The sequence below is a fragment of the Streptomyces sp. NPDC026538 genome (assembly GCF_055567535.1).
In genome coordinates this window covers 372,151-389,965 of the sequence record NZ_JBVHQG010000008.1, presented here as the reverse complement: position 1 = coordinate 389,965, position 17,815 = coordinate 372,151, and the positions used below count along the sequence as shown (strand labels likewise).

Annotated in this window: 15 protein-coding genes and 1 pseudogene; 5 read left to right on the top strand and 11 right to left on the bottom strand. The window is 69.2% G+C overall.

Annotated features, from left to right (window positions below):
• The first annotated feature begins 662 nt into the window (after window positions 1–662).
• Complete coding sequence (locus ACZ4N4_RS31335; protein ID WP_467595089.1) at window positions 663–3,113, top strand: SpoIIE family protein phosphatase; 2,451 nt, start codon at window positions 663–665, stop codon at window positions 3,111–3,113.
• 143 nt (window positions 3,114–3,256) lie between these two features.
• Here ACZ4N4_RS31335 and ACZ4N4_RS31330 read toward each other — a convergent pair whose 3' ends face one another.
• Together ACZ4N4_RS31330 and ACZ4N4_RS31325 are read right to left on the bottom strand one after the other, a co-directional pair.
• The gene (locus ACZ4N4_RS31330) at window positions 3,257–3,655 is read right to left on the bottom strand and encodes a hypothetical protein (RefSeq protein ID WP_467595086.1); all 399 of its coding nucleotides are present in this window, start codon (window positions 3,653–3,655) and stop codon (window positions 3,257–3,259) included.
• A gap of 200 nt (window positions 3,656–3,855) precedes the next feature.
• A complete protein-coding gene (locus tag ACZ4N4_RS31325; protein ID WP_467595083.1) occupies window positions 3,856–4,308 on the bottom strand; it encodes a MarR family winged helix-turn-helix transcriptional regulator in 453 nt (150 codons plus the stop codon).
• A gap of 225 nt (window positions 4,309–4,533) precedes the next feature.
• On the opposite strand from ACZ4N4_RS31325, the gene ACZ4N4_RS31320 reads away from it, so the two are divergent.
• The 3 genes from ACZ4N4_RS31320 to ACZ4N4_RS31310 all read left to right on the top strand — a co-directional run bounded on the left by ACZ4N4_RS31320 (window position 4,534) and on the right by ACZ4N4_RS31310 (window position 7,928).
• On the top strand, window positions 4,534–5,268 hold the full coding sequence (locus ACZ4N4_RS31320) for an acetoacetate decarboxylase (protein WP_467595080.1): 735 nt from the start codon (window positions 4,534–4,536) through the stop codon (window positions 5,266–5,268).
• Window positions 5,269–5,393: 125 nt separating this feature from the next.
• Window positions 5,394–6,347, top strand: a complete 954-nt coding sequence (locus tag ACZ4N4_RS31315) for a 3-hydroxyacyl-CoA dehydrogenase NAD-binding domain-containing protein (protein ID WP_467595076.1) — start codon at window positions 5,394–5,396, stop codon at window positions 6,345–6,347.
• 51 nt (window positions 6,348–6,398) lie between these two features.
• Window positions 6,399–7,928: a CoA transferase gene (locus ACZ4N4_RS31310; RefSeq protein ID WP_467595072.1), complete on the top strand. Its 1,530-nt coding sequence runs from the start codon at window positions 6,399–6,401 to the stop codon at window positions 7,926–7,928.
• Window positions 7,929–8,004: 76 nt separating this feature from the next.
• On the opposite strand, the gene ACZ4N4_RS31305 is transcribed toward ACZ4N4_RS31310, so the two are convergent.
• The 3 genes and pseudogenes from ACZ4N4_RS31305 to ACZ4N4_RS31295 all read right to left on the bottom strand — a co-directional run bounded on the left by ACZ4N4_RS31305 (window position 8,005) and on the right by ACZ4N4_RS31295 (window position 9,919).
• Entirely contained in the window at window positions 8,005–8,577 is a 573-nt protein-coding gene (locus ACZ4N4_RS31305) for a dihydrofolate reductase family protein (RefSeq protein ID WP_467595070.1), read from the bottom strand.
• A 160-nt stretch (window positions 8,578–8,737) separates the two neighbouring features.
• Window positions 8,738–9,149, bottom strand: a pseudogene (locus ACZ4N4_RS31300) (hypothetical protein); the annotation flags it as partial.
• A gap of 5 nt (window positions 9,150–9,154) precedes the next feature.
• Complete coding sequence (locus ACZ4N4_RS31295; RefSeq protein ID WP_467595068.1) at window positions 9,155–9,919, bottom strand: SDR family oxidoreductase; 765 nt, start codon at window positions 9,917–9,919, stop codon at window positions 9,155–9,157.
• 611 nt (window positions 9,920–10,530) lie between these two features.
• Between ACZ4N4_RS31295 and ACZ4N4_RS31290 the strand changes: the two genes are divergently transcribed.
• Complete coding sequence (locus ACZ4N4_RS31290) at window positions 10,531–11,205, top strand: hypothetical protein (protein ID WP_467595065.1); 675 nt, start codon at window positions 10,531–10,533, stop codon at window positions 11,203–11,205.
• 16 nt (window positions 11,206–11,221) lie between these two features.
• On the opposite strand, the gene ACZ4N4_RS31285 is transcribed toward ACZ4N4_RS31290, so the two are convergent.
• The 6 genes from ACZ4N4_RS31285 to ACZ4N4_RS31260 form a co-directional block, all read right to left on the bottom strand.
• Complete coding sequence (locus ACZ4N4_RS31285; RefSeq protein ID WP_467595062.1) at window positions 11,222–12,139, bottom strand: hypothetical protein; 918 nt, start codon at window positions 12,137–12,139, stop codon at window positions 11,222–11,224.
• A gap of 20 nt (window positions 12,140–12,159) precedes the next feature.
• A complete protein-coding gene (locus ACZ4N4_RS31280; protein WP_467595059.1) occupies window positions 12,160–12,840 on the bottom strand; it encodes a GTP cyclohydrolase II in 681 nt (226 codons plus the stop codon).
• 95 nt (window positions 12,841–12,935) lie between these two features.
• Window positions 12,936–13,982 (bottom strand): zinc-binding dehydrogenase, encoded by a 1,047-nt coding sequence (locus ACZ4N4_RS31275; protein WP_453575562.1) that lies wholly within the window; start codon window positions 13,980–13,982, stop codon window positions 12,936–12,938.
• Between the two features lie 214 nt (window positions 13,983–14,196).
• The gene (locus ACZ4N4_RS31270) at window positions 14,197–15,270 is read right to left on the bottom strand and encodes a tetratricopeptide repeat protein (protein WP_467595055.1); all 1,074 of its coding nucleotides are present in this window, start codon (window positions 15,268–15,270) and stop codon (window positions 14,197–14,199) included.
• Window positions 15,267–16,439, bottom strand: a complete 1,173-nt coding sequence (locus tag ACZ4N4_RS31265) for a DUF4331 family protein (RefSeq protein WP_467595052.1) — start codon at window positions 16,437–16,439, stop codon at window positions 15,267–15,269. The genes ACZ4N4_RS31270 and ACZ4N4_RS31265 overlap by 4 nt, the downstream gene beginning before the upstream one ends.
• Window positions 16,440–16,475: 36 nt before the next feature.
• Window positions 16,476–17,804, bottom strand: coding sequence for a Dyp-type peroxidase (locus tag ACZ4N4_RS31260; RefSeq protein WP_467595050.1), 1,329 nt, complete (start codon window positions 17,802–17,804; stop codon window positions 16,476–16,478).
• Window positions 17,805–17,815 lie beyond the last annotated feature (11 nt).

Genomic DNA, 17,815 nt, shown 5'->3' with positions numbered 1-17,815 from the left:
GGTCGGTGGGGTCACCCCATTCCCAGCTGCAGGACTTGGGCGGCCCAGCGAGCGTGGAGCGGGCGGCCGACACAAGCGCTGACAACCTCCAGGTCCGCGAACTCGATGCCCTCAGTGGCGACGCCGAGGACTTCCAGTGCGCCGGCGTACCTCCGTGCCGTCTCCGGACGGCTGCGTGACCGTGGAGCCGAGGTACTGGACAGCGAGCAGGGCGACCTCGGGTTCCGCACGTCTTGCCCGGACCAGGTGCCCCATGATCTCCTCGGCCACCTGCTCATCGAAATCCCGCAGGTCAGGGCGGACGACGTCGCCGAAAGAATCCTGCTGGCGAGCGCCAAGGAAAGTTCTCATACGTCGTGAGAGATCTCCGCGAGGCGTGACTCCACGTTGGCCGCACTCACGGACAGTTCCCACCCGGGCTCCGGAGTCTCCACGCCCATGCTCTGAAGACTACGGGCGCCTGGAAGACTACCGGTGCCTACGGGTGAGCGATTTGTTTCCCCGTCACAATCCAAGCCCGGAATATGGTGCGTTGCACCCCGCGTTCGTCCCGGGCTGTACTCCTAACCTCTTCCTTACTGTCGTGGTCCGGATGACACCGGCCAGAGCCGCTGGATCGCCCCGGCCCGATTCTCAGCAACCCGAGTGATGGGGAAAATCCGGTGACCGAGATATTTCAAGGCAGCTTCTGTGAACGGCTGGACCCCCGAGAGACACCCGACTCCGCCATCGCCATGATCGACGCCGAGGGAACGGTGGTGGGGTGGACGAGCACGGCGCAGCGGCTTGTCGGCTACCCGGCCACGGCAGTGGTCGGCCGGCCCGTCTCCAAGCTCCTGCCGCTCAGCCGTCAAACGCTGCTGGACTGGGCGTCGACCCAGGAGTGCCTTGCCCGGGGCGGCTGGTCCGGCACCGCGACCGTCCGCCACCGCGAGGGCCACGCCATCAAGGCAAGCCTGCGGTTCTCGCTGCTGTGGGGGCAGGACCGGGAGATCCGTTGGCTCATCTCCGGCACCGACATCGCCTCGCTCTCCCCGGTGGGGACCATCGGATCGGTACGGGACTCACTTCTCACCCGTACACCGATCGGCATCACCGTTCACGATCAGGACCTGCACTGCGCCTGGACCAACGACGCGATGGAGCGACAGGACGGCATTCCTCGCGATCAGCGTCTCGGACGCCGTCTCCCCGATGTGCTGCCGGGCGTCGAAGCCGAAAGGCTCGAGGTGGTGATGCGACAGGTCCTGGACAGCGGCATCGCCACGGTCCACGAGTACCGGGCGTGGCCGTCGGCGGATCCGCGCCGTGAGCACGCGATCGCAGCATCGTACTTCTGCCTCCAGGACGCCGACGGCCGGGCCACGGGGGTGTGCTGCACGAGTGTGGACGTCGCCGGCAGTCAGCGGGCCCGCGAGCGCCTCGCCATCCTCAGCGAGGCCAGCACACGCATGGGCAACAGCCTGGACGTGATGCGGATCGGCCAGGAGCTGGCCGACCTCGCGGTACCGCTGCTTGCCGACTACGTCAACGTGGACCTGGCCGAGTCGATCCAGTTCGGCGAAGCACCGTTCGCCCGCATCGGACCGATGGACGGCCATCGCCGTTTCCTCCGTCGCGCGGGTATGGCCTCGATCCATCCCGGGGTCCCCGAGTCCCCATGGGCGCGCGGTGAGCTGGTCGCCGTACCACCGAGTTCGCCCTTCACCAAGGTCCTGTCTTCCGGCCGCTCCCATCTGGAACCGGTCCTGGACGGTTCTCCCGGCACCTGGTTCGATCGAGACCCCGACCGGGCACGGACCATGCGGGACAGCGGCATGCACTCCCTGATGGTCGTCCCCATCCGTACCCGGCATACCTCCCTGGGCACGGCGGTGTTCGTACGGACCGAGGAACCCGCGCCGTTCCAGGAGGATGATCTGCTGCTGGCCGAGGGACTCGTCAGCCGTACGGCGCTTGCCCTGGACAACGCTCGCCGGTACGCGCGGGAACGCAGCGCGGCCCTGACCCTGCAACGCAAACTGCTCCCGCAGCGTGTGGTGCAGGGCACGGCCATCGAGACGGCCTCGCGCTATCTGCCGGCCGATGTGGACAACGGTGTCGGAGGCGACTGGTTCGACGTCATCCCGCTGTCCGGCGCCCGGACGGCGCTCGTGGTGGGCGACGTGGTGGGACACGGCATCAACGCCGCGGCGACCATGGGCCGGCTCCGCACGGTGGTACACGCGCTGGCGGACCTCGATCTGCCCCCAGACGAGTTGCTGAGCCACCTCGACGACACGGTCCGGCGGCTCGCCGCGGAAGACGCCGACTCCCAGGACCCGACCCGTGTCACCGGTGCGACCTGCCTGTACGCCGTCTACGACCCCATCACCCGGAAGTGCACCATGGCAGGGGCCGGGCACCCGCCGCCCGCGGTCATCGACCCTCACGGCAAGGTCACCTTCCCCGACCTGCCCACCGGGACGCCGCTCGGCGTCGGGTTGGGTGTCCCCTTCGAAGCCGTCGAGCTGGAACTGCCCGAGGGGAGTCGCATCGCTCTGTACACCGACGGCCTGATCGAAAGCCGCGACCAGGACATCGACATCGGCATGAAGCGCCTGGGCGGCGCCCTGGCAGACCCCGGCCAGTCGCTGGAAGGTCTCTGCTCCTTGGTGATGGAGACGGTGCCGACTCAGTCACCGGGCGACGATGTGGCGCTGCTCGTCGCACGCACCCATGCGCTGAGCCCGAGCCAGACCTCGAGCTGGGAACTGCCCAGCGATCCGGCTGTCGTCCGCCGCGCCCGCGCCCTGGTCACCCGACGGCTGGCCCAGTGGGGACTGGAACGTCTGGAGGCCTCCACCCAGCTGATCATCAGCGAACTGGTCACCAACGCTGTCCGCCACGCCACCGGCCCACTCCGCCTCCGTCTGATCCGGCACCAGGTTCTGACCTGCGAAGTCTCCGACACCAGCAACGCCCTTCCCCGGCTGCGCCACGCGTGCACCAGTGACGAAGGCGGTCGCGGCCTGTACATCGTCGCGCAGCTCTGCCGGCGCCACGGAGCCAGGTGCCTGCCAGGCGGTGGCAAGACCGTGTGGGCCGAACAGGAACTCGACCCCGGCATCTGAGAAGGCAAGCGCGACGACGAAGGCCAGTGATCACGGTGATGCGGCCATGGCGACATCGACGCCGGTGACGTGGCGGCGATGGTCGCGGTCCGGGGCGCGCGGGCCTCTCCTCGCCGGGGCGGGGACGCCGGTCGTGTGGCCGGTCAGGACGAGGGCTGGTCGGCCGGCCGGACAGGCCTCGGCTTGCGGTAGCCGGCGACGAGGCCGCCGGCCGCTCCGAGGGAGACCAGACCCATGCCCGCGGCGCCCATGATCCCCTTCGCTCCGTCCATGGCGAAGTACGTCCCGGCGGCGGTGGCGCCGTTGAACAGGAACAGGAACCAGAGCGTGCCCCGCCGCGACAGGAACGCCCCGATCCTCGGCTTCTTCGCGATGCGCGAGCCCGTCAGGAGCGAGACACCGATTCCGACGTAGGTGGCGATGTCCTTCCCGGTGCCGTCGAGGACGGCACCGGAGGCAGAACTCGCGGCGAGTCCGCCGACGAAGCCCGACCACAGCAGCAGATCGGAGACGAACACCTTCACACGGGCGAGCGGATGCATGGAACTGTCCTTCGGGTGTCGGGGATACGCGGGATACGCGGGTCGATTCGATCGGCGGATCCGTTGGGACCCCGGCCGATCTCCTGCATCCACGATCCCGGCGCGGGCTCGCCACCACGAGGAAGCCCGCTCCCGGATCCACGGTGTAGAGGGCTACACCCCCCGGCCGCCCGCGTGGCCTCCGGGCCCTTCCGATCGGGTCAGCCGTTCGGTGCGTCGGCGGCGAGGGCGGAGGCTGCGGCGTTGTAGCGGGCGAGGAGGCCGCGCAGGGCCTGGACCTCCTCCGCGGCCCAGCCCTCGGTGCGGGCGTCCACCTCCCGGTACATCAGGGCGTCGGCGCGGGCGAGGAGTTCCCGGCCGCGCTCGCTTGGGCGGAGCAGCTGGGCTCGGTGGTTGCGCGCGTCGACCTCCCGTACCACCAGGCCGGCGCGTTCCAGGGCGGCGACCTGGCGGCTGATCGTGGACTTGTTGAGGCCGTAGAGGCCGACCAGGTCTGTCGCGCGAGCCCCACCGCGTGCGGCCATCTCGGAGAGCAGGGAGTAGTCGACGAAGCTCAGGTCCGGATGGAGCCGTTCGGCGTTGCCCCGGAAGCGCCGGGAGAGAGTCACCAGCTCGCGGACGAGCCCCCGGAGCTCTGTGTCGTCATCGGCCACGTGCGTGTCCCTTCCATGCGGCCCGGGCTCCTGCCGCGGAGTTTCATTTTGCAACAGATGGCGGACGGATTTACAGTGGGCGTGTTGCATTATGCAACCGACCATGAAGACCGCGCAGGTCCCGCCGAGCGTCCTGGAGACACTCGACCGAGGACAGGTGCACAGCGTTTCGTCCCCTTAGTGTCGTTATGTCAATCATGGGGACGTGAGAGGCAGGCGAGAGCCATGCGAGTCGAGGACGTCGTCCACGCACCCAGCACACCGCTGGACGCCCCGGCCTTTCCGGCAGGCCCGTACCGGTTCACCGACCGCGAGTACCTGAACATCACGTACCGGACGGATCCCGGGGCCCTGGAGCGGGTCGTGCCGGAGCCGCTGCGGGTGGCGGAGCCGCTGGTCCGCTTCGAGGTCATGCGGATGCCGGACGTCACCGGGCTGGGCGACTACACGGAGTCGGGCCAGCTCGCCGTCGTCGAGTACGAGGGCGAGACGGGTGAGTACAGCTTGTCGATGTACGTGGACAACTTTCCCGCGATCGCCAGCGGGCGGGAGATCGGCGCCTTCCCGAAGAAGCTCGGCCGGCCCCGGCTCTACGTCGACCAGGACACCCTCGTCGGCACCCTGGACTACGGCTCGCTGCCCGTCGCCCGCGCGACGATGGGCTACAAGCACCGGCCGCTGGCCACCGAGAAGGCCCGGGAGGAGCTGACGCTGCCGACGTTCATGCTCAAGAAGCTTCCGCACTACGACGGCACGCCGCGCATCTGCGAACTCGTCCGGACCCAGATCGACGACCTCACGGTCAAGGGCGCCTGGAGCGGGCCCGCCCGGCTGCAACTGCTGGCCCACGCGCTGGCCCCGCTCGCCGACCTGCCGGTCCTGGAGGTCGTCTCCGCCTCGCACATCCTCACCGACCTCACTCTCGGCCGCGCCCGGGTCGTCCACGACTACCTGACCTGACCGCTCCCCGCATCCCCCAGCTCCCGCATCCCCCCACATCCCCGACGTCCGCCCTGTCCCCCGCATCCCCCACGCCCCACACCCACGCGCCCGCGCGCCGAGAAGAAGAAGAGCAGGTGTCCCGTATGTCCGAGTACGACAGCATCGCCGGAATCCGCAAGGTCACCGTGGTCGGGGGAGGCGTCATCGGTGCCTCCTGGGCAGCGCTGTTCCTGGCCCGCGGCCTGTCCGTCACCGTCAGCGACCCGCAGCCCGGAGTCGACGAGGCCGTGCGCACGTATGTCGCGCAGGCCGCGCCCGCGTTGCAGGCGCTCGGCCTGGACACCTCGTCGCTCACCGCACGGCTGTCCTTCGAACCGGACCTTGCCACCGCGGTCCGTGAGGCGGATCTGGTGCAGGAGAACGGCCCGGAACGGCTGGAGGTCAAGCACGAGATCTGGCAGACCATCGAGAGCAGCGCCCCGGCCGGTGCCCTGTTCGCCACCTCCACCTCGGGCATCCCCGCCACCGAGATCGCCACCGCCCTCAGGGACCCGGCCCGGCTCGTCGTCGGGCACCCCTTCAACCCGCCGCATCTGGTGCCGCTGGTGGAGGTCGTTCCGGGCGAGCGGACCTCGGAGGAGACGGTCGAACGCGCCCGCGCCTTCTACCACGACCTCGGCAAGCGGCCGCAGGTGCTGCGCAAGGAGGTACCCGGCTTCGTCGCCAACCGGCTGCAGTCGGCGATCTTCCGCGAGTGCGTGCATCTGGTGAGCGAGGGCGTCGTCACCATGCAGGAGCTGGACGACATCGTCACCTCGTCCATCGGCCAGCGCTGGGCCGTCGCCGGGCCCTTCCGCTCCTTCCACCTCGGCGGCGGCGAGGGCGGACTGGCCCACTTCATGAGCCACCTCGGCGTCGGCATGGAGCGACGCTGGGCCGACATGGCCCACGAGAAGGTGGCCTTCGACGAGCCCACCAGGCGGCTGCTGACCGACCAGATCAAGGACTTCGGGGGCACCGTCGACGAACTCGCCGCGGAACGCGACCGCAAGCAGCTCGCCCTGATGCGCGCGCTCGGCGAGACCTTCGACGCCTGACCCGCCCTCGCCGCCCGGCCATCACCCGCCAGCACGGAGATCGCAGAACCCATGAGCGCAGAAGAACTCACCGAACGCATCCAGAAGACCCTCGCCGATCCGTCCACCACGGACGACGGCTTCGACATCCACCAGGCCCTGCGCGAGGTCCTCTCCTCGGTCGGCCTGCACCCCGAGGACAGCGGCGGGGAGATCACCTTCATCGGTGCCGACCCCGTCGTCCCCAGCATCATGCGCCTGGGTGCCGTGCCCGCCCTGGGCATGACCGCCAAGTCCGTCGCCCTGGCCGCCCTCTGGCAGCGGCGCACCGGCGAGGGCCAGGACATCACCATGGACCTGCGCAAGGCCCCGCACCGGCTGTGCCCGTTCTACGACAAGAAGTGGGAACTGCTCAACGGCTACCCCGGCGGCACGCCCTCGGACCCGGCCAACCCGCTCGGCTTCGACTTCTACCAGACCCGCGACGGCCGCTGGGTCATGCCGCTCAACCCCTACCCGAAGATCAAGAACGCCGTCTACAAGCTGCTTCGCACCTGGCCCGAGAAGCAGGCCGTCGCGGACGCCGTCTCCAAGTGGAACGCCGCCGACCTGGAGCAGGCGGGCGACGAGATCGGCGTGGTGATGCCCATGCTGCGCACCACCGAGGAGTACCTCCGCGAGCCCGCCTACGGGTACATCGCACGACAACCGCTGATCAAGATCGAGAAGATCGGCGACAGCGAGCCCGAGCCCCTCTCCGCCGCGGCCGCCCAGCCGCTCTCCGGAGTGCGCGCCCTGGGCATGGGCCACATCATCGCCGGCGCCGGAGTCGGCCGGGACCTCGCCCAGCACGGCGCGGACGTGCTGAACATCTGGCGGCCGAACGAGCTGGAGCACGACTCCACCTACAACACCGCCAACGTCGGCGTCCGCTCGACCACCATCGACCCCTACGGTGCCGAGGGGCAGGCCAAAATCCGCGAACTCCTGCGGGAGGCCGACATCTTCTATGCCAACCGCCGCCCCGGCTACCTGGAGAAGATCGGCCTCAGCGCCGAGGAGGCGGCGGCCGTCCGGCCCGGCATCATCCACATCAGCATCTACCTCGCCGGCCAGACCGGCCCCTGGGCCCACCGCGTCGGCTTCGACCAGACCGCCGGCGCACTCACCGGCATCATGCTCATGGAGGGCGAGGACGGCGTCGCGGCCGGCCCGACCAGCACCCCGGCCCTGCCGTACATCAGCGTCGTCAACGACTACGTACTCTCCTGGCTGGCCACCACCGGCGCGCTCGCCGCGCTGATGCGCCGCGCCACCGACGGCGGCAGCTACCGCGTCACCCTCAACCTCACCCGCATCGCCACCTGGATCCTCAGCCTCGGCGTCTTCGACCGCGGCTACGCCCACTCGACCGCCCTCGACCCCGACCCCGGCTCTCCGCACGCCTACCTGGACCCCGACACCTTCACCGCCGACACCCCCTGCGGCCACTACCAGGGCGTCACCGACCAGATCATCATGTCCCGCACCCCCGGCCACTTCCGCGACATCCTCCTCCCCCGCGGCAGCAGCGCCCCCCTGTGGCTCCCCCAGCACAGCTGAACACTCAGCGCCCGCGCCCACGAGCAGGGAAAACCGTCGGAGGGCCGAAGGCACACGGACCCCGGCATCGTCAGGTTCAGCGGACGATGTCGAAGACCTGCTTCTGCAGGCCGTTGCCGTAGACCTCGTGCTCGATGAGCTTCAGCTTCTGGGTGTCCTTGTCGGTTGCGCTGAAGAGCCGCTTGCCGGCGCCGAGCAGCAGCGGGAAGACGAGCAGGTGGTAGCGGTCGATCAGGCCCGCGTCGGACAGGGCCTGGTTCAGCTTCGCGCTGCCGTGGACGATGATCGGGCCGCCGGAGGTCTCCTTGAGGGCTGCGACCTCTTCGAGCGTGCGCAGGATGGTTGTCTCGCCCCAGTCGGAGACGAGTTCGTCGTCGGTGAGGGTGGTGGAGACGACGTACTTCGGCAGCGTCTTGTAGTGGGCGAACTCCGCCATGTCGGGCCACACGGGGCTGAACGCCTCGTAGCTGACCCGGCCCATGAGGACCGCGGTCGACTCCTGCTGCTCCCGCCCCTTGATCTCGAACGCCTCGGCGACGAACTCGATGTCCTTGAAGGTCCAGCCGGAGTTCCGGTAGCCGGGCTCGCCGCCCGGGCCCTCCACGACGCCGTCTAGGGAGATGAAGGCGGTGCTGATCAGAGTACGCATGTCGGGTTCCTCGCGGTTGGAGACGTGTGGGGTGACTGCTCGGCGCCGGCTGCGGCCGTGAGCCACGTCTCCAGTGTTCGACCGACAAAGAAAATTGTCAAGGAAAGGAAAGTCGTCGGAAGACTTCGTCATAGGGGCACGGCTCCGTAGAGAGGGCCTAGCAGGCCGCCACCCTGGTGGCCGAGGTGGGCGCGTACACCCAGGTGGGACGGGCCAGTTGGGTTCCGTCGACAGTGACCGTCTCGGAGTCCATGGACGTCGTGGAGTCGGTCTGGCCGTCGTTCCTGCTGCCGGACACCTGCCAGGTGCTCGCCCCGGACGGCTTGGTGAAGACCGTCACCCCACCGTCGTCTCCAGCGAGCGTGAACGTGCCCGAGGTGGAGCCGGTCAGCGTGAGGTACTCGGCACCCGGCTCGGGCGTCCAGCCGCTGCGGGAGCCCCGCCGGCACCGCTCGCGGGGTGCGGGAGGACGCGGTGCGCTCCACCGCCAGCCCGAAGGCCGGCGCGTCGGTGGCTCCGAGCGTGTAGTCGCCGGTGAGCAGGTTGACCGTGCCGGGGCCCAGCTCCTCGGTGGTGGTCAGCGAGTGGTGTAGCCGCCGTTGAGGAAGATCGTCTGCCCGTTGGCCCACCAGCCGTCGGTCAGCAGGTGCCGCACCCACGGCACGATGTCCTCGATCTTGGTGAGCTCGCCGTTCATCGCGGACGACTTGTGGTAGGCGACGGAGTCGTCGTCCTCGGCGGGGTAGAAGAACGAGGTGTCCATCGGGCCAGGAGCGATGTTGTTGACCGAGATGTTCCGGCCGAACAGCTCCTTCGACAGGGCGCGGGTGAAGTGCTCGACCGGCGCCTTGCTGCCCGCGTACGTGGAGTACAGGCCGGTGTACGCGGCGAGCAGCGAGGTGACGACCGTGATGATCTTCCCGCCGTCCTCGATCCTGCGGGCGGCCTCGCGCATGACGAAGAACGCGGCCTTGGAGTTGACCGCGAACATCCGGTCGTACTCCTCTTCCGTGATCTCGCTGAGCGGCTTCTTCAGCACCATGCCGGCGGTGTTGATGCTGTAGTCGAGCCTGCCGAACCGGTTCACGACCTCGTCGAAGACCCGCTCCACCTCGTCGACCTTCGTCAGGTCGGCCTGGACCGCGAACGCCTCGCCCGGCCCCTTGCTGATCCGCTCGACGACGTCCTCGGCCTTGGCCCGGGAGGAGTCGCTGTTGTAGTGCACCCCGACCAGGGCGCCCTCCGCGCCGAGAGTGGTACTGATCAGACCGCCGAGGTTGCGGGATGCGCCGCCGACGAAGGCGACCTTGCCATTGAGTGCCCTGTCCGGGGTAGCGACCATGACAGCCCTCCTGCGATGTTGCGAACGGGTACGGCACGGCTCCGACGGACCGTGGAGGTCATGCCGTACCCCATTGAGTTCACCGCAGCAGGGACCGCGCATCTCGAACGATCCGGCCGGCGGTGGCACGAACCGCTCATGACGTCAGACGCGGCCGGTGGCCGGTCAGAGTCAAGCGAGCAGGGCGATGACCCGGCAGCACCTCGGATGCGTCAGCGATCCATCGAAGATCACTGACATGAGGATGGTGCACCAGTGAGCACGCTGCCCGCCTGGAGTCAGACGGACTGGCCGATCGGACGGATCGTCACCGTGTTGAGGTCGACGCCTGCCGGCTGGTCGAGCGCGAAGCCGATCGCCTCGGCCACCAGGGGAGACACCGCCGGTCGGCACTGCTGCGGCCTTGGCGCCCAAGGGCTCGCGGCGCGAGTGGGAACGGCTGTCACAGCCGGCCGATACGCTGCGAGCGATCTACGACCGTCCGACCGGAAACCATGATGACCCACAGCCCCAGACCTACGCTCGAAGCGATACTCACCGCGCTTCCCGAACTTGCTCCCCACGCGCGCGACGCAGTCATACTCCATCCCGAGCGCGCAGAACCGGACTGCATGAACAGTTCGATCGGCGGGCCGCTGCTGTGGCCGAGTGACGAACCGTGGCCCGAGTGCTCCCTGCCCGACGGGAACGACCCCGTCGGCGTGCCTGCCACGGCCATGGTGCCGGTCGCACAGGTCTTCCGGCGCGACGCGCCAGGACCCTGGTGGCCCGCCGGCGCCGACCTCTTGCAGATCCTCTGGTGTCCCAACGAACACTGGGATCCCCCGGTCCAGCAGGCCGACGTCAGCCCCGTGCTTGAGGTGCGATGGCGTCGGGCCGCTGAGGTGACCAGCCCGATGACGACTCCGCCGTCGCCCTCGCGGTACGACGAGGACGGCTACCTGCCCCGGGCGTGTGCCGTCACCGCCGAGCCCGTGACCGACTTCCCCTTCCGTGAGGAGCTACCCGCGGAACTCCGCCCGCGGCTTGAGGAACTGGTCCGCGAGACGGGCGACGGCGGTGATGTCATCACCCGCCTCGCCGGCTGGAAGCTCGGCGGCTGGCCGACCTGGCACCTGACGCAGCCCACAGTCTTTCCCTGCGGTGACTGCGGCACGGCCATGACGCTCCTGTTCACGGTGGCCAGCGACGACGAGACAGGGGTCGTCGTCGGCCGCCACGGAGACCTGCGCGTCTTCACCTGCCCCGCCGACCACCGTCACGCGTTCCAGGTGGACCTGCACTGACCTGGGGCTTCCCGCTCTAGAGGTTCGTGCCGGTGTCGCCCTCGTCATGCGAGGAGTCCCGTCGCTTCCTGTCTCCCGGAGCAGCGAGGTCCTCCCGCTCGTCCAGCAGCTCCAGGAGCGCGGCGTCCGCCTTCTGCCTGTCCTCTTTCGTCAGTTCAAGAGGTGCGTTGCTGTAGACCGTGTACCGGTCGGGATCAACGATGTTGGCGGCCCTCAAGGAGAACGTCAGAAGGGGGCGCCATCCCTTGCGGTGGCCGACCCTCACCTGAAGCTGGACCTTGTAATCACGGGGCTCCGCAACGAATCCGGAAAAGGGTGCCTCGAACTCGATGAAGAGCTGCTCCGCCTGTCTGCCGGCCACGGCGAATCCGGCCGGCAACTTCGGCTCGTCCTCCGGCCCGGGTTGAAGACGGGACGGTGAGGACATCCACAGGAGCGGCAGATGGGAGGCGGGCTCATCGGGAAAGGTCAACCTGAGATCCTGCACGATTATCGGCTTGGCACCGGTGTTGTGGAGGACGAGCGGAAGCCGCAGGCGAGCCATGGAGCAGTGGACAATCGCAGCAAAGGAATGAGGCTCCCAGGACTTCAGGTGCCCTTGCCGGGCGTTGATCCACCAGAAGGACGCGACGGTAAAGATCAATGCGCAAACCGACACCACGCCGGCACCGGGAATCGATGGAAACGCCTCCTGAACTGCAGCGGCCATCAGCGGAAACACAAATTCAGTCTGCCAGCCCCAGGGTGCGCACGCGAACAGAACGTGGTGGAGCGAGGCGAGGCCCTTGGGAGCGGCCAGCCTCTCGGTGCGGAGCAGCTGGTTGCCGTCACCCTTCGGCGATGAGGTGTGCCGACAGGGCGTCTCACTGGATGCGCCCGAACTCGGCTCCACCTGGTCAAGCCCCGCATCGCGGTGACGACAGGGTTGGGCCATGGCCCGATGGAGGTCGGCCGTCAGCCCGACGCCAGTTCCGTCAGCGGCAGCGTGTGCTGGGTGCGGACCACCTTGGTCCGGAGGTAACGGACGTTGTGGTCCGTGGTGAAGACGCCCGTGGGAATGTGGTGGGCCACCGTGAGGCCCAGGGTGCGCAGCTGGGCCGCCTTGTCCGGGTTGTTGGACAGCAGGTCCAGCTCAAAGATGCCGAGGGCGGCGAGCATCTGGGCGGCGGCGGTGTAGTCGCGGCTGTCCTCGGGGAGGCCGAGGGCGGCGTTCGCCTGGTACGTGTCGAGGCCCTGGTCCTGGAGGGCGTAGGCGTCGAGCTTGTTGTAGAGGCCGATGCCGCGTCCCTCCTGGCGCAGGTACAGCAGCACGCCGCCGCGCTCCGCGATGCGCTCGACGGCCTCGCGCAGCTGGGGTCCGCAGTCGCAGCGGGCCGAGCCGAAGACGTCGCCGGTCAGGCACTCGGAGTGCAGCCGGACCAGCGGGAGCGTGCCGGGCGCGGGATCGCCGAGCACGACGGCCACATGTTCCTGCCCGTCGGCGAGGTGGTGGAAGGTTGCGAGGTCGGCGCTCACCGTACAGCCGTCGCCGAAGCGGAGCGGGACCGTCACGCGGGTGCGCAGCGTGGCTGCCGACAGGCTCGTCGGATTGCTGCTGCTGTCGCTGGATGCGGTGGCGTTGCCTGAGTCGCGCATGTCGGTCTGCTTCTCCTGGGCGGCGGTGCGGAGGGTCGGTCGCTCGATGGGCCGGCTCCATCGCCGGGGGCGGCCCATCGCCGTCGGTCGACTCCTCAGGGAACGAGGATGAGGCGGATCGGATCGCCGATCTTGTTCTCCAGGCGGTGGATCGCCTCGGGGGCGTCGGCCAGGGAGATGTGGTCGGTGATGGACGGAGCCAGGTCGAGACGGCCGCTGCCGGCCAACCGGATCAGCTCGTAGACGTGATCGAACGAGGATCCGTAGTGTCCGAACACCTTCTTGTTCTTCAGGTTGAAGGTCATCTTCTCCGAGATCTTCAGCGGCTCGGTCGTGATACCCACCAGGACGAGCGCACCGTGGTTGCCGAGGAGAGGCGACGCCTGCTCCCGGACCCGGGGAACGCCCGCGAAGTCGAAGGCGTGGTCCAGGCCCAGGCCGTCGGTGGCCCGCAGCACGGATTCCTCGAAACCGGGGTCGGCCGGGTCGAGGGCGATATCGGCGCCGAACGCGAGGGCTCGCGCACGCGCGTTGGGCAGCGGGTCGACGGCGATGATCGGCGTGGCACCCATCATGCGGGCCAGCCGGACAGCATGGGCCCCCACCCCGCCCACTCCCCAGATGCCCACGGCCTGCGCGGAACGCACCTGCACGGTGTCGACCAGGGCCGCGTACGAGGTGGAAACGGCGTCGGGGATGATCGCCGCCTGGTCGAAGGGAAGGGTGTCGGGGATGGGGACGACGGTGTCCTCACGGGCGACCGTGTACTGGGACCAGCCACCGTCGTAGTCGACGCCGCGGCCGCGGAACGACACGCACGTGCCGCCGCTGACACAGCGGGCGCACTCGCCGCAGGGCTGACCCGCCTGCAGGGCGACCCGGGTGCCGACGGCCAGGTCGCGCTTGAGGCCGGGGCCCAGGGAATGGACGACGCCGGAGATCTCGTGCCCGAGGGTGAGCACGTCGGAGTTCAAGTGCAGCGGCGTGATGCTGCCGTCGATGAGGTGGAGGTCGGAGAGGCACACGCCCGCCGCCTTCACTTCGATCAGTACTTCGCCCGGTCCGGGCACGGGGACCGGGATCTCCTCCATGACGAACTTCTTCGTGTCCAGGTGGACGCGTCCTGCCAGCATGGTGTCCATCGTTGTGGGCCTTCCCGGGTAGTGGTTGCTGATGTGGAGTACTGCACGGTCCGTGGGACCAAAGAGGGGTGAGGGGCGCTGCCAGGGGGCCCAGTCGGTAAGAGGCCGGGTCGCATGTGCCCCGGCGGGCTGGTGCGGGGCCGGCCGAACGGCAGGCCGGTCCGTCCGGCCGACCCCGTCGGTGCTCCGTAGCGCCGGCATCGCCGCCCGGCGGCTACGGGGCAGCCTGTGACATTCGGTTCTGCGCCAGGACAGCGCGCTGGAACAGGGCGTGGGCTCGGGCTGTCTGGCGGAACGCGAGGTTCTGCAGCGCCAGTTCGAGCCCCCGCTCGACATCGGCCCCCACCGTGAGCCAGAAGTCGGCCGCGTGGTCGGCGTAGGCCTCCGGGTGACGCAGCACCAGTTCCTCGTAACCCGCCGCCGCGCGCTCGCGCCACTGGTTCGCCTCGTGGAACCTGTCGCACGCGTCCAACGCGGCTGCGAGGTGGCCGCTGTACTCGGGGTCGTCGCTGGCCCAGGTGAGGGGACGCAGGAGGGCGACGGCGGCCTGAGGGTCTCCACGCAGCAGCTCGATCTCGGCCAGGTGGCCCTGCGCCGGCGCGTAGTCGGGCACCCGGCGCCGGGCGGCCTCGTAGCACGAGCGCGCCGCATCGAGATCGCCCTCGCGGTGCCACATCACACCGCGCCGGAAGTCCAACTGGGCGAGCGGAAACGGCGAGGTCCCCCGATAGTGACGCCGTGCCTCGCCGAACAGCCGGTCCGCCTCGGTGACCTCCCTGCGCTCCGCCTGGAGCACGGCGAGCGCGCCGAGCGTCGTGAAGTCGCTCTGCCGATCCGCCGATTCGCGGATCAGAGCCATGGCATCCGCGTAGCAGCCGAGGGCCTGCAGGACGACCGCTCGTTCCGCGTCCAGCGTGGCCTCGTCCACGCCCCTCCGGCCGGCTTCGCCGAGGTCGGCAACGGCCTCGGCGAAGCGGTGCAGGGTCGCCCGCGTCCTGGCGCGGGCGAGCAGGGCGGTGCCGTCCTCGGGTGCGCCGCGTACGAGCCCCTCAGCGAGTTCCGCAGCCCGTTCGTAGTCGGCGACGCGGGCCAGGATGTGGCCTCGGAGGTTGAGCAGGTCGATCAGGGCCGCCCCTTGCGCCACCGCCGACGAAGCCCCCGGCTTCTCCCCGGCACCCGCACGGCTGAGCTGTACGGCCAGGCCGTCGATCTGTCCGTGCAGATTCGTTACGGCGATGGTGCCGTTCGTGGTGAGCGGCTCGCACTCCTGGGGAGACGCCCCGGTCATGCCGCTTCCCCGGGGGGCGGCGCCAGCGCGGCCAGACGGGCGCCCAGGTCCGGCGGGGTCCCGTTGGGAGCGTTGAGGTAGGGGAAGGTCTGCGTGGCCGGCTTGGTCGGCTGGTCGACGCCGTCACTGATGCGTTCGCCGCCGATGCCGCCCACCACCAGCGTGTAGAGAGTGTCCACGATGTCGTCGTTGAGCCACCGGCCGCCGCAGGTCGTGTGCGGGCGGCCGGCGAGCAGGGCGGTCTCGATCTCGAAACAGCCGTCCTCGGAGAAGGGTTTGGACAGGTCGACGACGAGGAAGTCCGCCAGCAGCAGTTCGGTCAACGGGTGAGCACCCTGCTCGTCCAGCGGCCAGGCGGTCTTGCCGTCCAGGCCGTCGTAGAAGGCCAGGTTGGCATTGAGCCGCGATCGGTAGGCGCCCGCGTAGTCGGGCCGCATGCTGAAGGCGTCCTCCTCGTTGAAGAGGTCGCGGATCTCCAGATCGCTGTTGACGGTGTCGAACTTCTTGGGCGACATGATCACGTTCTTGATCTCCGGCCGGCCCATGCGCTCCAGCCGGACCGGGCGTCCACCACCGGAAGTCAGTGTCTCGCCGACGACCGCCACCAGCGGGCCTGCGGCCGGGCCGAGCACCGCGGTGTCGATCTCGAGCACGATGCTCAGCGTGTTCAGGCCCTCCAGAACGTTGCCGGCGTCAGACGTGAAGGCGAGCTTCCCCGTCGCCTCGGTGGCGATCACACCCACGAAGTCGATGAAGAACGGGTCGAGCCGCGAACCGGCGAAGATCTTCAGTCCCTCCGCCTCGGTGGGCACCTCGTTGCCGACCTGGAAGGAGACCTTCCGGCCGCCGGGTGCCTGGCACGTGCCCGCCTGGACCAGGGTGTCCGTGCCGCCGACCTGCTGGGGGGCGTCGAAGGTGAAGTCGAAGACGTACTCGTCCTCGCCGACATGGAACGTCGCGGCGGCTCCCTCGCTCACGGACGCGACCGGCCGGACGCGGAAACGGTGCGTGATCACGTCGGAGAACAGGGCCGTAGGGGCCGAGGCCGGGAGCACGTTGAGGACGAGCACCAGGTTTCCCGGCCGCTCCGGGCTCGGGAAGGCGTACACGTCGCAGATGTCGGACGCGGGGTCCGCGATGGCACGCGGTCCGGAGAAGTGGTCAGCCATGAGAAACGCTCCTTGTCGTGTTGCTTGTGAGAGAGGTCATGTGTCGAGGTCGGCGATCCAGCGCAGCGCCGACAGTCCGGGCATGAAGCAGTACTCGCCACCCCGGTTGACGACGAACGGCGGTAGCCCTTTGAAGCGGCGGCGGATCGGTTTGCGTGGGACGGTGAACCCGCCGTCGTCGTTCGTGCCGATCAGCGGGTCCTTTTCCGCAGGCGCCCCGATGAACTTGCCGTCGTTCACCCACTGCCGCTGGACGAACTCGAACTGCCGGTCCAGGTGCGCTCCGACAAAGGCGAACATGATGCCGCGGTCGGCGCCGTCGTCCTCCAGCACGCCCTTGGGAAGCGGCGGACCATAGGTGGTACCGCGCCGGATCATGCGGTGCAGGCGCACCTCACCGGTGACGACGGCGTCCCGCGGGTTCATGCGCCGGGCGTGGGCGCCCACGGGGCACTTGAGCCCCTCCGGGTCGTCGCCGTACAGGTACGCGTTGTTGCGCTCGGGATCGGCACCGAGTTCCGGATCGTCCTTGTCCGGCGTCAGTGCGAGCGGGGCGCCACTGGGCCATCGGCCGATGAACTTGGCCGCCAGCAACTCCTCGTCGGCGGGGTCGGCGGCGCGCTCGTGGAGGTACGTACGGAAGTCGGCCACTCGCGTGTGCAGCTTGCGGAAGGCCACGTACGTTCCGTTGCGTCCGAGCACCTCGGGCTGCGGAACGGGTGTGATGCCGTGGGTCTCGTTCTTGTATCCGGTGATGAACTCGCCTGCCCTGAGCGGCTCTTCGTACGGATTGGTGCCGAGGATGCCCGTACCCTCGATCGCCGGCTGACCGATGCCGTCCCGGAACCCGAACGGTTCCTTCTCGTCCGGTCCGATGTGTACGTCCTGCTGCCAGACGGCGACGACGCCGGGCAGATCGCGCAGGGCGTCGCGGATCAGGAGGACCACCGTCTCCAGGCGGGCGGTGTCCGGGGCGAGTCCGGTCAGGACGATGTGCACGTCCTTCGAACCGAGCGGGCCTTCCCAGTTCTCCGGCGCGTTTTCGCCGACGTCCCCGATGTACTCCGCACGCGCGGCCATGCCCTCCCGGAACTCCTCCGGGAAGCCGGCCAGCGACTCCTCGGGCACCCCCAAGGACTTCAGGCCCTGGAAGCTGAGCGCCACCGCCAGTGAGACCTGACGCCTGGGGTCGAACGAAGCGACCGAGTCGAGGGCCGGGGTGAGCCGCCGCAGTAGTTCGCGCCCCTGCCGCCGGTCGTCGACGCGCAGCGCGAGATAGGCGCCCGCGTAGGGCGTCGGCCGCGGCTCCAGAGCGGCGGCCTGGATGTCGTCGAGCTCCAGGGCGTTGCCCTTCTCGATGCTCATGATGCCTTCCA

What these genes read in the sequence shown, in the direction of transcription:
- ACZ4N4_RS31330 (WP_467595086.1), bottom strand. Translation starts at nt 3,655, where the DNA reads ATGCATCCGCTCGCCCGTGTGAAGGTGTTCGTCTCCGATCTGCTGCTG.
- ACZ4N4_RS31320 (WP_467595080.1), top strand. Translation starts at nt 4,534, where the DNA reads ATGCGAGTCGAGGACGTCGTCCACGCACCCAGCACACCGCTGGACGCC.
- ACZ4N4_RS31315 (WP_467595076.1), top strand. Translation starts at nt 5,394, where the DNA reads ATGTCCGAGTACGACAGCATCGCCGGAATCCGCAAGGTCACCGTGGTC.
- ACZ4N4_RS31310 (WP_467595072.1), top strand. Translation starts at nt 6,399, where the DNA reads ATGAGCGCAGAAGAACTCACCGAACGCATCCAGAAGACCCTCGCCGAT.
- ACZ4N4_RS31305 (WP_467595070.1), bottom strand. Translation starts at nt 8,577, where the DNA reads ATGCGTACTCTGATCAGCACCGCCTTCATCTCCCTAGACGGCGTCGTG.
- ACZ4N4_RS31295 (WP_467595068.1), bottom strand. Translation starts at nt 9,919, where the DNA reads ATGGTCGCTACCCCGGACAGGGCACTCAATGGCAAGGTCGCCTTCGTC.
- ACZ4N4_RS31290 (WP_467595065.1), top strand. Translation starts at nt 10,531, where the DNA reads ATGAACAGTTCGATCGGCGGGCCGCTGCTGTGGCCGAGTGACGAACCG.
- ACZ4N4_RS31285 (WP_467595062.1), bottom strand. Translation starts at nt 12,139, where the DNA reads ATGGCCCAACCCTGTCGTCACCGCGATGCGGGGCTTGACCAGGTGGAG.
- ACZ4N4_RS31280 (WP_467595059.1), bottom strand. Translation starts at nt 12,840, where the DNA reads ATGCGCGACTCAGGCAACGCCACCGCATCCAGCGACAGCAGCAGCAAT.
- ACZ4N4_RS31275 (WP_453575562.1), bottom strand. Translation starts at nt 13,982, where the DNA reads ATGGACACCATGCTGGCAGGACGCGTCCACCTGGACACGAAGAAGTTC.
- ACZ4N4_RS31270 (WP_467595055.1), bottom strand. Translation starts at nt 15,270, where the DNA reads ATGACCGGGGCGTCTCCCCAGGAGTGCGAGCCGCTCACCACGAACGGC.
- ACZ4N4_RS31265 (WP_467595052.1), bottom strand. Translation starts at nt 16,439, where the DNA reads ATGGCTGACCACTTCTCCGGACCGCGTGCCATCGCGGACCCCGCGTCC.
- ACZ4N4_RS31260 (WP_467595050.1), bottom strand. Translation starts at nt 17,804, where the DNA reads ATGAGCATCGAGAAGGGCAACGCCCTGGAGCTCGACGACATCCAGGCC.